The organism is Nostoc sp. NZL, from assembly GCF_015714705.1.
In the GTDB taxonomy this organism is placed as follows: Bacteria; Cyanobacteriota; Cyanobacteriia; order Cyanobacteriales; family Nostocaceae; genus Nostoc; species Nostoc foliaceum_A.
The window spans coordinates 1-16035 of the sequence record NZ_WBKL01000198.1 but is presented as its reverse complement, the minus strand read 5'-3'; the positions used below and the strand labels follow the sequence as shown (position 1 = coordinate 16035).

7 protein-coding genes are annotated in these 16035 nt (G+C 40.9%); 1 reads left to right on the top strand and 6 read right to left on the bottom strand.

The genetic code is table 11. From position 1 onward, the window contains the following. Positions 1-92 precede the first annotated feature (92 nt). Together bchH and F8R90_RS29385 are read right to left on the bottom strand one after the other, a co-directional pair. On the bottom strand, positions 93-3773 hold the full coding sequence (gene bchH / locus F8R90_RS29390) for a magnesium chelatase subunit H (RefSeq protein ID WP_196513580.1): 3681 nt from the start codon (positions 3771-3773) through the stop codon (positions 93-95). A 244-nt stretch (positions 3774-4017) separates the two neighbouring features. Next, a complete protein-coding gene (locus F8R90_RS29385) occupies positions 4018-5544 on the bottom strand; it encodes a hypothetical protein (RefSeq protein WP_196513579.1) in 1527 nt (508 codons plus the stop codon). Between the two features lie 1413 nt (positions 5545-6957). On the opposite strand from F8R90_RS29385, the gene F8R90_RS29380 reads away from it, so the two are divergent. After that, positions 6958-7899: an N-acetylmuramoyl-L-alanine amidase gene (locus tag F8R90_RS29380; protein WP_196513578.1), complete on the top strand. Its 942-nt coding sequence runs from the start codon at positions 6958-6960 to the stop codon at positions 7897-7899. A 620-nt stretch (positions 7900-8519) separates the two neighbouring features. Here F8R90_RS29380 and F8R90_RS29375 read toward each other — a convergent pair. The 4 genes from F8R90_RS29375 to F8R90_RS29360 form a co-directional block, all read right to left on the bottom strand. Next, positions 8520-10175: a mechanosensitive ion channel family protein gene (locus F8R90_RS29375; protein ID WP_196513577.1), complete on the bottom strand. Its 1656-nt coding sequence runs from the start codon at positions 10173-10175 to the stop codon at positions 8520-8522. A gap of 207 nt (positions 10176-10382) precedes the next feature. Beyond that, entirely contained in the window at positions 10383-12599 is a 2217-nt protein-coding gene (locus F8R90_RS29370) for an EAL domain-containing protein (protein ID WP_196513576.1), read from the bottom strand. A 792-nt stretch (positions 12600-13391) separates the two neighbouring features. Further along, positions 13392-13637 carry a hypothetical protein gene (locus F8R90_RS29365; protein ID WP_196513575.1) on the bottom strand — a complete coding sequence of 82 codons (246 nt, stop codon included), beginning with the start codon at positions 13635-13637 and terminating at the stop codon, positions 13392-13394. Between the two features lie 55 nt (positions 13638-13692). Then, positions 13693-16035: hybrid sensor histidine kinase/response regulator (locus tag F8R90_RS29360; protein ID WP_196513574.1), on the bottom strand; the 2343-nt coding region annotated here is incomplete at its 5' end.

Sequence of the window (16035 nt, the reverse complement as noted above, 5' to 3'; positions counted from 1 at the left end):
GAAACAGCCCATTTTTGAGGGAGATATTCTGTATGTAAATTTATTTGCTTATTATACTTAGATGATTTGCATATTAAGGTATCAATACTGAATTAAATCACGACCCCTTCCAACTCTTCATCTGTCAACTCATACAATTGCCGCAACTTATCTAACTTATCACCATCAGCTTCCCAGAAACCCCGCCCATTCGCCTCCAACATTCTCCCTAAAATATTGCGAAAAGCTTCAGGATTTGCCTTGCGTAATTTATCCGCCATCTCTGCATCTAAAGCATAAGTATCAGCCGCTTGGTCATAAACCCAATCATCGGTAAAATCGGCAGTACCACCCCAACCAATCAACGCCGTCATCCGTTGGGAAATTTCAAAAGCACCACCAGAACCTTGATTTGCCATCGCTTGCGCCCATTTGGGATTTACCAACTTGGTGCGATACTCCATTCGCAGCAAATCATCTAAATTGCGCGGTGTAGTATCCTTCGAGAAACTTTCCACAAAGCTGGTTGTAACTTTTTTACCGCTTTGTTTTTCTGCTGCCTTTTTTAAACCACCCGTATTGGCGTAATATTCTTGAATATCAGTTAAACCATATTCTACCGAATCGATTTCTTGAACAATGCGATCGCTAGTTTTTAACAACGTATTCAATACTTCTGGTCTAGCTTGACCTTTATCTTCTCTCCCGTAGCTGAATACATTGCGACTTTGCCAAGTATTGCCTAACTCTTCACCAGATTCCCAGTTACCATCAACTACCCTATCATTTACCAAAGAACCAAAATCACCTGCTGGATTAGAGAACAATCTCGCTGATGCATTTTCCACCCCTTGGGCTTTCAAAGCTAAAGCGTGTCTTCTAATAAAATTCTGATCTTCTGGTTCATCAGCATCAGCCGCCCGTTGAAATAAGTCATCCAACAATTCGATGATATTGACAAAACTATCTCGGAAAATCCCAGATAAATTACCCAAAACATCAATTCGGGGATGTCCAACTTCCATCAACGGCTTTAATTCATAACGAACAATTCTGCCAGTTCCTTCCTTAACAGGTTCAGCCCCCACTAATTCCAACAGAATCCCCAAAGATTCACCCTTAGTTTTAATCGCATCCAATCCCCATAACAGAACCGCCACGGTTTCTGGATACGTCCCATGTTCTTCCAAATGCTGGGCGATAATTTTTTGAGCAATTTCTCGTCCCCGTTCATAAGCAGCAGGTGAAGGCATCCGATAAGGATCTAAAGCATGAATATTTCTCCCAGTCGGTAACACACCAGCGCCATCCCGCAACAAATCTCCACCAGGCGCAGGCGGAATATACTCCCCATTTAACCCCCTTAACAAATTCGTTAACTCATCCGTAGATTGCATTAACAAATCTCTTATTAGTCTTTCTTCTTTTTCTCTTTCTTCAGGTATTCCTTTCTCATCGCCAAAATAAGCTTCTAAATACGATCCTAATTCCTCTTCATTCGGTGCTTCCCCCAACGTATGCAACCCAGAAGAAAACAAACGATTCTCTAAAACTTGTAAATATTCGTACAACTCCACCAAATAATCATCAAAAGCATGACTGCTAAACATCCGAATATTTTCTGGAGTAAACGCAATACCCAACCGTTTAGCATCCTCAAACGGACAATCTGCATCCAAGCCAGAGTCCACAATTTTTTTACAAATCCCTTCCTTCAAAACATAATTCTTTTGCGGATCTTCACGATACTCCGAAATCAAATCTCGCAACGCCACCAATTCCTTATATAAACCCGCACGCCCATAAGGCGGTACATTATGGGAAATTAATACACCATAACCGCGACGTTTTGCCAACATCGATTCAGAAGGATTATTCGCCGCATATATATATAGATTAGGCAAGTTTCCTAACAGAATATCAGACCAAGAATAACCCGTATTACCCAAAGGAGAACCAGGCAACCATTCCACCGTCCCATGCATCCCAAAGTGAACTATAGCATCAGCTTCAAACTCATTTTGCAGCCATTTATAATAAGCTGCATATTGAGGATGTGGCGTTAAATCTCGTTCAAACATTAAGCGCATGGGATCACCTTGTATCCCCAAAGGTGGTTGTACACCTATCCACACATTTCCTAATTGCACACCGCCAATCTGAAATTCATCGCCGGATGTTTTAATTCCAGTTCCAGTCAGAGATTTCCATTGTTTTTCGATGCGGGAGGTTTGCAGATATCCCAGCCATTTTTCTAGAGTACGGGCGCTAACGGACGCGGGGATATTTTTTGTATCATCTAAAGATTCATCTGCCTCTTTTACCCAGCGAATCAATTCTTCCCCATCTTCTGGTAAATCTCCGACGGTATAACCTTGTTCTTTAAGTGCGTGGAGAAACTTCAGCAAACTACGCGGCACATTTAATAATGCAGCTGTGCCTACAGCACCATAACCAGGAGGAAACCCATATAAAATGATGGCAATCTTGCGTTCCGAAGCAGGTTTTTGCCGCAAAGCCACCCAAGTTTTTACCCTACCAATTAATCGCTGCACCCGTTCGGGAACTAGATAAATATTTTCGCCCACCAATCCACCGAGGGGAATGGTATCAATAGCCCCATCCAATTCTGGTAATGCGTACAACACCACACTTTGCAATCCGCCGACACCTTGGCGCGTCCACGAGGAAATATCTTGAATTAATAGTGGTGCAGCAACAATATAAGGTACATTTTTGGCAGTGAGGATGCGTTTTGCTACTTCTATCTGACGGCCAGCTTCCATTGAACCAGCCGGGCCACCCACCAGAGGAAAGCCAATTGTAGAAACGATCGCATCTACTTTTACTGCTTCACTTGATAGTGAGGGAGTTTCTATATTACCTAGTTGTCGTTGCTGAATTTCATGGTCGGTTGTCATTAAATCTCGTACCGCTACATGTCCTTCTACGCCGTTGATGAAGATGGGTAAAGGAGTTAAGCCAGCTTTTTCAAAACTGCGAATTAGTTGGGGAATGTATGGTTGTTTGGTAATGACGTGTTTGCGGTAGAGGAGAATTCCGACAACTGGGGAGACGCGATTAGGGAAGACGCGATTCATCGCGTCTGCGTCTCTACAATGGGTTTTATACCATTCCAAATATTCGCGGGGTGATTCAAAAAACCCTTGATAGTCGGGGTGGAGTAATCCGATGTTGGGGGTTTCAATTAGCGGGGGAATGTCGCCGACTTTTAAACCTAAGTATTTTTCTGCCAGTGTCCAGAATAATGAAGCGACGTTTTCTGGACCGCCTGCATTCCAGTAACCATAGATAATTAACCAGTTGCGTAAGTCTTGGACTTTTTGCACTGGGACGTATTTCAGTAGTTTGGGGCCAATTTTTAAGAAGCTGATGTAACCAGCGAGTTTGTCTTCTTCTCGTCCGTTGCTAAATTTGTCGAGGATGAATTTAACTGGTTTGGGCATTCCTTTGGGTTTGTCGCCAATGGCAAATATACCCAGCTTGGTTAAACTCATCAATTCCAAGGCTGACTCAAACACCAAACGGATGGGAATTTGGGAAATGCGATCGCGCAGCCACACAACCTGGTCATAATCAAATAGTAGGCTACCGAAAAACACATCAGCCCCATCCAGTGCTGCTTCTACTTCGGCGCGTTGACTGGTAAGATTGCGATCGCTAAATACCCGAATATCCAAATCAGGACAGCGAGAGTTAGCCAAAAATGCTGCTTTTCTATACAAGTCAGCGTTGAACGATTCAAACCCAGCAACCAAGACGATGCGTTTCATGCCTGTAAGCTACGAAATATTTCTTTACTTAAATTTTAAACGTGCTTTCAGGTTGAGTGTTAAATATCTACCCACAGATTCTGCTCAGTAATTCCTTGAGATAGTTAGGGCTTTACTATCACCAATGCCTTTCGGATGACCTGAATTTTTGGCTACTTTTTAATACAGCAATGTTACCAATGCTTATAATCAGCCTTTAAGCCGTTGTTATTTTTCTTAGTTCATGGTTGCTGATGCACACTTTTTATCTTTTCTTACCTTCTCCCAAAACTTCTATATCTTCATCTTCCGAAACTGGATTCTCCCAAAATAATTGCTGAGGAGCTTGCTTTTTTTGGATTATGTTAATGAATTTATCTCCATTTTTCAATAACCACAAATATCTTTGTATGCCAATAGGTTCATTGAATGGAAACATAAGTAGTTCTGGATAAAATCTTTTAATTAAATCATTGGTAAGCATTTGATGACGCTTATAATCGGGCGGCAAACTTAACATTATTTCCATAATTTTACGATGAGAGAAGGGAGATATACGGAAGGCATTATTTACATGACCATACTGTTGTGGGCCAGCCCAACATCCTAATCTCAGTTCTATGAATACAATGTCTAGTACTGTAAAAGTATTCTTAATTGGTAAATTACTCAGCCATTTATTTGCTTGCTCTTTGAGGTAAGGAGTAGCTGGAAGGTCAATTCTTCGTAAAAGTTCACTTGGGGAGAGATAAGTGGATTCTGTATCTGAAACGCGCCAATAAAGTGAACGTCCAACTTCGCCAGCCAGTCCAAGTAATAATCCACGTGAAGAATCTAACTGTTTAATTGTCCGAGCATTTTTCCACGAATTTCCAGCAACACAATTTCCGGTTCTATGCAACCATTCGTTTAGTTCTGTTTCCGTTGCCTCTTCAAATTCTATAACCCTATAATTTAATTTAAACCTCTTTGCCATTTGAGAGGCAACTTCACAATCGAGTCTTCCTCCTTTACTAGGTATTCTTATTGTGAAAAATTCAATATTTTGCAGATATTCTCGCGCACATGCTAAGAGCATTCGTGAGTCTCTTCCAGCTGTTAATGCCATATAAACCGGAGCATTCTTAGCAAATGCTGCAATATTATTCTTTACAATAGAGCCAATTTCATATATAGAACTGTCAACATCTTGAGTCGTAGTTATTTCGTCGGTAAGCCAATGTCTTGTTGATTGCCAATTATCCAAATCTAAAAAATGATTGGGTAATAGTCGTTCAACTGAATGTCTTGGCGTTAAACCAAACGGATACCAGTTATCCTTGATAGGAATATCTAGTGAATTAATTAACTCATAATTATCTTTAGAATCTTCCGAATATGGAATTAAGACTGTTGATGAAGCAGCAATTTGCTGTTCAGCACAGAATACTATTCCCAGAGAACCTAAGGGATCTAAATAAACACGCGAGATATTCCCTGTGAGAAAAATCGCAACGAAACGTCCGCCAAAGGCATAAAGCGATGATTCCAGTTGAGAAGCAGCGCTGCTATCCTCTAGAGACACTGACATCTGTAGGCTTTTCTTCAGCAATAGACCATTTATATCAATTGGATAGCCGAGTAACCATCCTATAAATGAGGAATCAGAAGCCAGAATTTCTATTACTGGCAAATCTTGATGGAATCCTAAGCACCAAGAACTACTACGTCGTATATTCCAATTTTCTGGTATATTATCTTCTGTTTTACATAAAATAAACTGTTGGATTAAGACATCATGATTAATAGTCATAACTATCCCTCCCATAAAAAAAGAAATACTTTATAGCATTTTCATATATCATAATACAAAAACTTACAAGCGTATTATGAAGCCTATTACTCTTAGTAATATTTTGGACTTATTACATAATTAATTTTTATTGATACACAAATCTTTTTTAATTTTAATTAAAGCTTTACCTTTGTTTAAAGTCGCTGTTTTAAAAGCAGTTAAACTATCCTTAAAAGGGGTGAGATTAGTTAGCTTTCAGGAGGCAGAAGGCAGGAGGAATCCCCATAAATAAATTTAGGGGATTTAATAAGGACACCGTATTTTTTGCGCTACGCGTCTCAAAATACATTTTTTACCTTTGTTCATAAATAAATTTACTTGCTCTGAAACCCTCTTAGCAGAGGGAAGAATTATTTTCTATAACCTCCTGCCTCCTGCAAGAACTGCCCTCTGCCTTTATTCTGTCATTTGCCTGCTACTTAAATCTTAAAAGTTTTGCTATATAAAGCTATATAAAGCTTCCAATGAAAATTTAATTTTGTACTTGCTGGCAGTTCATAAAAAGAACAATAGAGGCAAATTCATTACAGCACGAACGTAAGATCATGAAGCCTTAAACTATTTCTAAAGTTAAGCTTCAAGGCTGCTCTTTTTACGTCACTGTTATTAACATGACCATCGACTTTCAGAGACGCATCATTTCAGCTATTATCAAAATCAATCATTGGAAGTATGATTTCAAGCGATGTTGGGACTATTCTCCATTAGGAAAAACCAGATAAATTCTCTTTTCCATCGCCTGCCGCAGAAAATTCTCCACCCCAAACCGAGTTCATTGATGGAATTCTCCAGTAACTTCACAAAATTTAAAGATCCGATGTTGACTCTGCTTTTTTAAGAAGTTTATCTGATTAATTTCCTGGAAGTGTCTAGAAGCGATCGCGTATTTATTAATACTGTCAACCATTATGTGTTCAGTTACTCAAGGTTGATAGGAATGCCAAGAGGCAGGCCTGTAAAGGGTTTACAGCTTTATAAGCATACTTTACATCAAGCAGTGCTCTTGGCTTGGCATCGAAATAGGTACATTTGTCATAGCTTTCTACTTTTACAAAGCGTTATTATCTGAATAATGGGGTTAATTGCTGCATTTCAATTTATTGCAACAATCACCTAGTTCTTCTCGATTTTGATAAATTATGATGGTTGTGTTTTTTCTTCCAAAAAACCTTGTAAAAAGCGGATTCTCCCACATAAACTCTGCTTACAAAGTTCGCAAAAAAAACTTATTTTATTTACCAGCGTAGTAATGCTAAAAATAATGTGAATATTGCCAACAAGTACTTAAACAAATTTATTAACAAAACTTTGTCTTTATAATTGGAAGAGTTTTGAATTAGTGTGATAAATAAGTAAGTTGAGGATTAAATCATGAAATTTGGAATTGATAGCGGACACAATTGTCCACCAGACACAGGAGCTAGAGGCATTAAAGTTGAGGATAATTTAACTCTAGATGTGGGTAATAGAGTTATAACCAAGTTAAGAGCTTTAGGAAATGAAGTCGTCGTATGTAAACCAAGTAGTGCTCGTACAGTAACTGAATCACTCTCAAAAAGATGTAGTACAGCTAATGCGAGTAGAGTAGATATTTATGTCTCGATTCATTTTAATGCTTTTAACAGGCAAGCTAATGGCACAGAAGTATTTGCAACTAGTGAAAATGGCAGAAAAATAGCCAAACCTGTATTAGATGAAATCGTCAAGTTGGGATTTTTTAATCGTGGTGTTAAGAGTGGTTCCCACTTGTATGTCCTGAAAAATACAGATATGCCTGCGATTCTTGTAGAATGTTGCTTTATTGATTCGCAAAAAGATATGAATCTTTTTAATCCAGAAACAATGGCCAATGCAATTGTCAAAGGCTTAACTGGTAAATTGCCAAGTGTTCCTGTTAATCCGGTACCAGATGAAGAAGATAATGTAGATGCCACTATTCTCAGACTGCAAAAATCTTTAAATCGACTCAAAATAACTGATAAAAATGGTAAGGCGTTAGTAGAAGATGGCATAACCGGGGCTAATACAAAATCTGCCGTAGAAAAATTTCAGGCTATTGTCGGGGTTCAAGCGACTGGAATTGCTGACTCAGCTACATGGAATGCCATAAATCTAATTTTGGCAAAACGGATTATCAGACCAAACCATGCTGGTGGTGCAGTTGTCAGATACTTGCAATACCGTGTAGGTGTTGAGGCTGATGGCGTTTATGGTCCGCAAACAGAGGTTGCAATTAAGAACTTTCAAAAGCAAAATGGTTTAGATGCCGATGGCATTGTGGGGCCTGCTAGCTGGCAGAAATTAATTGGTTAGATTGAGGGGTAGGTATTGTTCGTAGTTGGCGCTTTAGCGTTAAAGCACCAACTACGAACTTATGACTATTAGCTAACTCGTGAAGGTTCTAGATCGTATTGGCTATTACGTCATCTTCCTCATTTTTAAGGATGCTTAGAGAGGATCGAGTTTAAACTCGCAAGCGACGCAGAATAGCCCGTCGTAGACATCGCTTTAAGCCGTTGACCTAAAAATAATTAAAAGAAATAACCAGGGCGTAGGAAGTCACCTATGCTGCTGACAGGAATATGTTCAACTTAACCAAGTTTACGTTTGATAACTATCAATCGTACTTGGTCATAGGTAATTTCCTATCGCTCTGGTGCTTTTTTGGCGGTGAAGTTTCGCCAAAAGTATAAAAGTAAAGGGCTTTTCAAGCCTATAACAATTATTACTACTTTGTTGTATAAGTGGACACATTTTTTTGTTTCAAATTTCTTTTTTATGTTATATCGAGCTTGGTACAACGCTAATCCTGGACGAACTAAAAAGCTATTTTTTTACTTAATAATATTTAGATTCTATTACTCACAGTAAAGACGTTACACTCCAACGTCTTTACATGATCGACAGACAAATTATTTTATACCTAAAATTCATCACCCTAGTGTGTAGATATAAGCTTGTCTTAACCGGCGTACCATTTCTCTTCGCACCTCATTTTGGATCCGGTTTCCACGCCGCCAGTGTTCTAACTGAATATTATCAACGTAGAACCTCACAGAAAATTGCATAGCAGAGCCTTGGATATCAGTTAGCTGAACTTGTGGTTCTTTCCAGGCAGTATTAGACTCTTTAAAACTTTCATGCAGCCATTCGACGAATTTTAAGCAGTAGTCATCTAATCTGGTTTCATCTACTCCTGGATTGGAGACTTTCTGAAATAATTTATTCAGTTTAATTTTCATAAGTTCGATTTTTTGTTCCCATTCGTCTGGTAAAAGACGTTGGTCTTCAAGTACTAAATCAGGATCTTTTAACCAAGTTTGATACCATTTGCGAATCAAGCTAATCAGAGTTGGTTTATCAGTCTGTTCTTGTTCTTCTAGCCACGATCGCAGCCGTTTTCCCTGACGTTCTGTTATGACCAATAGTCCCACAAGGTTCATGATTTCTAAATAATTTTTCTGGAGAATTCTCAACTCCTCTGAATTTAATCCACCCTTTTCTAACTTCTTAATTTCTCTAACAAAATCTTCAAAGGCTTGTTCAACTTTTTGCAGTTGACTGTTAACGTCTTTTTCAACTAATAAACGCAGCCGTCCCGCTTCTTTTTTTGACAGTTTATCGCCCTCTGCTTCTCTCAATGCAGCAAAACTGTCTAAATGCTGAAGTTTTTCATTAAGATCGCCCAAAGTGTCTGGATGCCCGACGAGAATTTGTTGCAAAATATTTGTTGCTACAACTGCGTCAGCATCAACTCTGACTGATACTTGAATTGTATAAGCATAGTGAGTTGTAGGACGACTAAGATTAACTATATTTTGACCTCCTAAAGTCCTATTTGGTATATACACCTCGCAATGCTCGTTAATTAGATATAGTTTAGTTACTCGGATGCCAATATGTTTGATAATTGCAATTGAACCATCGGGCATGGAGATGACATCTCCAAATCTAAATGGTGTATCAACTAGCAAAACCAACCCGCTGAAAAAATCGCTTAAAATATCTTTTACTGCCAATCCCAACACTACCGTGATGCTACCTATTGCTAACCCAATTCCTGTTAGATCAACCCCAAGAGTGCTGAAAAATAGGGATATTCCAATTACGTAAGTGATGACTGGGATAAAATTTTGTAGGAGTGGAATTAATACGTCATCCCAGACAGCCTCAGTTTTTCGGGCGTAGTTTTTTAAGTAGTGGACTGCTGCTTCAGTAAACAACAAAGTTATGCCGTAAGTGAAAGCAGCAATTAGGAAAGCCGTGATTCCTCGATCAATCCAACTAATAATTCTCCCTGATCCTAGTTGAGTCAGCGAGAGTTTTAGGCTGGCAAGGATAAAAATAGCGATCGCAGGGATTTGTAAAATGCCAAGGATGAACAGAGCTGTATCTTTTTCGGTGCGGCGAAGAAACGATCGCAGTAGATAAAACACTAATATGTAGATTATGAAGAAAACAACTATGGATGCGCCAAATGTATAGAAGAAAGAGCTAATTTGTGCGCCTGTTGGTAAAGTTAGGGGTGGTGGTACTACGCTAGCTTTTGATGCAGATTTTGCCGCTTGGGCGATGAGAGAATAATTCATTGGTCTCTACTTCAAGTATTGTAATTTCAAATTAGAAAGTATAGGTTTGGTGAAACTGAGGGGCAATGCCTACGGCGGCAAGCTACGCGCTAACTTTTCTTGTAAGTTGTACGGTGAATAGCGTTGTTAATTTATCAATGCGTTCTCCCAGCAGAATTGAATAATCATCTTATCGACAATATTCACGACTGGCGCTACAAGAGATATCTAAACGTCAGCATCCTCACAATCCATCTGCACCACACAATTTCTTCCTTGTGCTTTTGCTTGGTAGAGTCCCTGGTCAGCAGCAGCAATTAAGATTGCGGGAGATAATTGGCTATGAGGAGTGATGGTTGCCACACCAAGACTTAGGGTGATGAATTCATTGACATGAGAATAGAGATGAGGCATTTTTAATGCACTAACATTCTTCTGAATATTTCTTGCAACTGCCATGGCCCCTTCGATATCAGTATTTGGCAAAATGACCGCAAACTCTTCTCCACCATAACGAGCGACTAAATCAGCGGGGTGTTTAGCTGTCTGAGAAATTGCCTTGGCAACCTGTCTGAGTCCATCATCTCCTGCCAGATGTCCATGCGTATCGTTGTAAAGCTTAAAGTAATCGACATCACACAAAATCAAAGATAGCGAACCTTGCTCTAGTGCCAACCTTTCCCACTGTGCGTTTAACGTATCATCAAAGCAACGTCGATTTGCCACTTGGGTTAGACCATCCGAACAGGCAAGACGCTGTAATTCATGGTTTGCTTGTTGTAATTGGTGGTAAAGTTCTGATTGCTGAATAGCGATCGCAGCTTGTCCCGCTAACTGGTTAAATAAGTTAATCTCCGATTGCTGCCATTGTCTGCTATTACGGCATTGGTGAGCGATCAATAGTCCCCACAAACGCTCTTGCTGCAAAATGGGCACAACAAGGTTTGCCCGGATTTGCAAACTCCGCAAAAGGTCAACATGACACGGCGATAGTCCCGCATTTTCAACGTCTTCGATCGCTCTGGTGTTACCTTGTTGATAGTAAGCTGCACGTGTAGATTTAAAGCAGGTGTCCATGACGTGAAATCCCAAAATCGACATGCACCCTTCTGCTAAGGATTCTACAGCGACTAATCCACTCCAGTCTGGCTCAAACTTGTAGATCACCACTCGGTCTACCTCAAACAGTTGTCGCACTTCGGCTGCTGTGGTTTGCAAAATCTCGTCCAACTCCAACGATTGTCGAATTCGCTGCGTCACAGCCGCAACAATTCGCTCGGACTCGCTTTGGTGTTGGACATGCCCCTCAACCTGCTTACGATCTGCCAATGCTACATTTAACGCGATCGTATCAAAATGAGGGGTTGTAGTAACGGGCACTGCACTGGCTTTAGCAATCAAATGACCTTGAGCAAGAGTTGCACCTCGTTCTTGCAGCCAGTTCAGTTCCTCAATGCACTCAATTCCTTCAGCAACGGTCTGGATGTTTAATTTTTGAGTAATCTCTAGAAGCTTCTCGGTAATCGAGGCTTTGTACAGGTCTTGATGCACATTTCTGATTAATTCCATGTCCAGCTTGATAAAATCTGGACGTAACTGATGCAGCAAGTTTAGGCTGGAATAGCCAGAACCGAGGTCATCAAGGGCGACTAAAAACCCAGCATCTCGGTAGTATTGAAGCACTGCCTTGAGGTGGGCTAAATCTTGAGGATTATCTGACTCCACGACTTCAAAAACAACCCGCTCATGGGGAATGCTAGCAGCATCAATTGCCTCTACCGTACTACGTAGGCAAAAAGCTGGATCATAAAGTGACGTTGGTGCAAAATTAATGAAGATGTGCCCACTCACTTGATAGCGGCTGAATTGAGTAATTGTGCTGAGGCGAGCCACTTGGTCAAGTTGTGGTAGGAGTCCGGCTTCGGTTGCTAACTCCAGAATTGGCCCCGGTAACACTAAATTGCCTTGTTCATCCAGTCCCCGCAAGAGCGATTCATATCCAAAAATCTGCGATGTATCCTTAATTGAGACAATTGGTTGAAAGTAACTGGTGAATCGTTCCGTTGCCAGCATTTCAATCAGCCATTCGGATTGGTTGAACTTAATGAAGCGTTGTAATGAGGTTATATCACTAAAATCGTGGAGTTGAGGTTGCATAGCGCCTTGAATGAAAAGGACTTGCGTCTCTTTTAATTCTCTCGGTGCAAGTAGTTGGGCCAGATTACGCGCAATTTCTAGCGACTGTCCGGGTCTACAGTCCAAACTCAGACCTGGACGCTCGTGCATCAGTTCATACTCAAGGGCAAACTGCTGTAGGTAGGTGGTGACTTTTTTCAGGGTATGTGAAACGGGGAACCAGAGAAAGAGCCTACCTGCCTCCTTAGTCCGGCAGCGTGCAACGTTACGACAAGCACAGGTTTTGGAGATAGGACATATGTGGCTCATAGCTAACTAATTTGTTCAATCCGATTTACTTTATTATTCCCATTATTTTGCCTATAAAAGATAAACTAGACTTCAAATATATGAAGATTTGATGAGTTAGGTTAATTGAATAATTTAGCTGCTCAGGTAACTCGCCAACATCTCCCCAAAATTATATTAAATACTCAATTAATTGCCGATATATTCTGTGCAATTAATCAAAATAGCGAAAATTTAAATTAATAATTAAATTTCTAAATTAAAGATAAATTCAGACAAGATTAGGAATAGTTTTTAGCTAGATTAACGTAAGTCCGATGAACCTCTCCATGCCTTTAACTAAAGCTAAAGTTTCTCTCACCCGTAGGAGCTACGCTGTATACACAAGTCTTAGGGACTTCCAAATAAAAAAATATACCATCGCTATAGAGGCAGGGAGCAGGGAGCAGGGAGCAGGGGGAGGGATAGTCGTAGTGAAGTCCAGAAATTGGATAATTTAATTTTTGGAAGTCCCTTATAACATTGTTGCTCCATAAGCTTTAAATTTCCCCAAACCCGAATAAATTGGCTGGCACAAAACTCTCAATTTCCGCCATTTTTAAACTATCCATTACCCACATCTTTATTAACAATCTTGAACCCATTATTTTATAAGAATAAAAAGGCTTATATTTTCTTTTTATCTTGGCAAATTATCCCATATTTTTCGATAAAAGCGCAATTTTATTCAGAATAGACAACGTAGCTTTAAGGCTTCGGGATTTGGTGAGCGATCGCTCTGGCAAATGTTATTTGAATTTTCCCCAGCCCTTGCTATACGAACAAAAAGAAAGCAATTAAAATTGCACTGAGAATAATAGCGATCGCAATAGCGTATTCAACTCTGCGACTAAAAAATCCCACGGTGGCAATCAGGGTGATCGCTAGCCCGATAATGCCAAAATACTGCTCTTTTTGTAAACTGCGGGCAATTAGTGGGTCTGTGGCTGGTGAGGGTGTTTCTTGAATGGTTTTTGGAGAGATATCTAACGCTGGTATTTCTTGCACGAATAAATTCATAAATTCCTCTTGTATAAACATGGATTTACGCGGTTTCTGCACAGCAGCCGAACACTCAGCTATTCTCACTCCTTGCAATCAGAGTTGCAATTGCCTTGACTAACTCCTCTGGTTCGACAGGTTTGGACATATGTTTTTGAAACCCTGATTCGAGTGCTTGTTGCTGGTTGATTTCTCCGGCATAAGCAGTTAAAGCGATCGCGGGAATCTGTTTAGCTTGCAATGCCTGCAATGTTTTAACTTGGCGCATCAGCATATAGCCATCTGTTTCTGGCATCCCAATATCACTGAGCAGAATTTCTGGTTCTGACTCTGCCAATACTTGCAGTGCTTCTTTTGCCGATGCCACAGCAGTCACCCTTGCTCCAGCTTGCTCTAGGACAAATGTGTGGAATTCACGAGTATCATCGTCATCGTCCACAACTAAAATTTGGATACCTGCAAGGATTTCAGTTGTAGGAGAAGCATTTAAGGTAGGAATTATCTGTTGTTTTAGGGTTAACTTTTTTTTGATGAGCGGTATCCTAGCCGTGAAAATAGCTCCTTGCCCTTCACCTAAACTTTCTGCCCAAATCGTGCCGCCGTGTAATTCTATCAGATGACGGACAATTGCTAACCCTAACCCCAACCCACCAAACCTCCGGGTTGTTGTGCTATCAGCCTGACGAAAATATTCAAACACATGAGGAAGAAATTCAGGGCTGATTCCCTTGCCGGTATCGCTGACGGTAATCTGAGCTTGAGTATCAACGCGCTCCAGTTGAATAGCAATTTTTCCTCCTTCAGGAGTGAATTTAACGGCATTCGATAAGAGATTCCAGATAACTTGTTGTAAGCGACCGGAATCACCCAAAACTTGCCCAAAAGAAGCATCTAGCATTGTCTTAATTTGAATATTTTTAGCCTCTGCTGCCAATCGCACTGTCTCTAATGCCCCCTCAATCACAAGCACTAGGTTGACGGGAAACATGTTGAGGTTGAGCTTGCCTTGTAAGATGCGAGAGACATCAAGCAAATCTTCAATTAGTTGAGCTTGTAATTGAGCATTCCGCTCGATGGTTGCAATAGCTTTCTTCACCGCTGCTGCATCAAACTCACGAGTCTGTAAGAGTCTCGCCCAACCAAGAATAGGGTTAAGAGGCGATCGCAATTCATGGGAAAGCACTGCTAGAAACTCATCCTTAATGCGGTTAGCTGTTTCGGCTTCAGTTCTTGCAGCTTGCTCAAGTTGCAAGAGGCGATCGCGTTCGGCTTCTGCTATTTTGCGTTCTGTAATGTCAATTACTGAGCCAATATAACCTTTAAATTGACCGTCTACCCCAAACCAAGGATTAGCAGCATCGATCACCCAGCGATACTCGCTATCTTTGCGCCGCAACCGATACTCGATACGGAAATCCTCGTAGCGCCTGTTAGCTTCCAGGAAAACATTCTTGACCTGATTGTAATCCTCTGGATGCACGGCGTTCAACCAGCCAAATCCCAGACCTATTTCCTCGCTCTGACCCGTAAACTCGTACCAGCTTTTGCTGAGATATGTGCAGTAGCTATTTGTATCAGTTACCCAAACCATGAAGGGGGCATTGTCAGCCATATTGCGGAACTGTTCTTCGCTTTCACGAAGTGCTTTCTCTGCCTGTTTGCGATCGCTGATGTCTGTAACAAAAATGCTTACTCCAAAAGCATTGGGGTAGAGGCGATTCTCAAACCAGCGCTGCCAAGCCGGATAAAAGTATTCAAACTGAACAACGGTATTTTGTGCAAACGCCTGCTGAACCTGAGTATAAAACTCGCTTTTGACCACATCTGGAAACACTTCCCAAATGATCCTACCTAGCAACTCTTCTTTTTGGATGCCAACAACTTGTGCTACCTGATCATTGACAAAGGTATAACGCCACTCTCGATCCAACACAAAAAACTGGTCTTGGATGCCAGCTAAGACAGTCTCTAGGTGTGCTTTCGCCACCTCAGCTTCAATTCGCAGATATTGCTCCCGTTCCATTGCCTCCTGGCGGAGACGAGCCATTTTGAGGGCTGCCTCTACCCGTGCCAACAATTCACGAGCAGAAAACGGTTTAATTAAGTAATCATCGGCTCCCGCTTCTAACCCTTCCACTCGTGCCTCTTCTCCCGCCCGTGCCGACAACAGGATGATTGGAATTTTTCTCGTCTGCGGATCAGATCGTAATTCTTGCAAGAGTCCAAAGCCATCTAATCCAGGCATCATTACGTCTGTCAATACCAAATCTGGAACACGCCCACGAGCAGAATCCAAAGCAGCTAAACCGTCCGACACTGATTCCACCTCATACTGCTGACTTAACAGCCGCTTGAGGTAATCGCGCATGTCTGAATTGTCGTCAGCCAGAAGAATTCGGGGGATTGGGGATTGGGG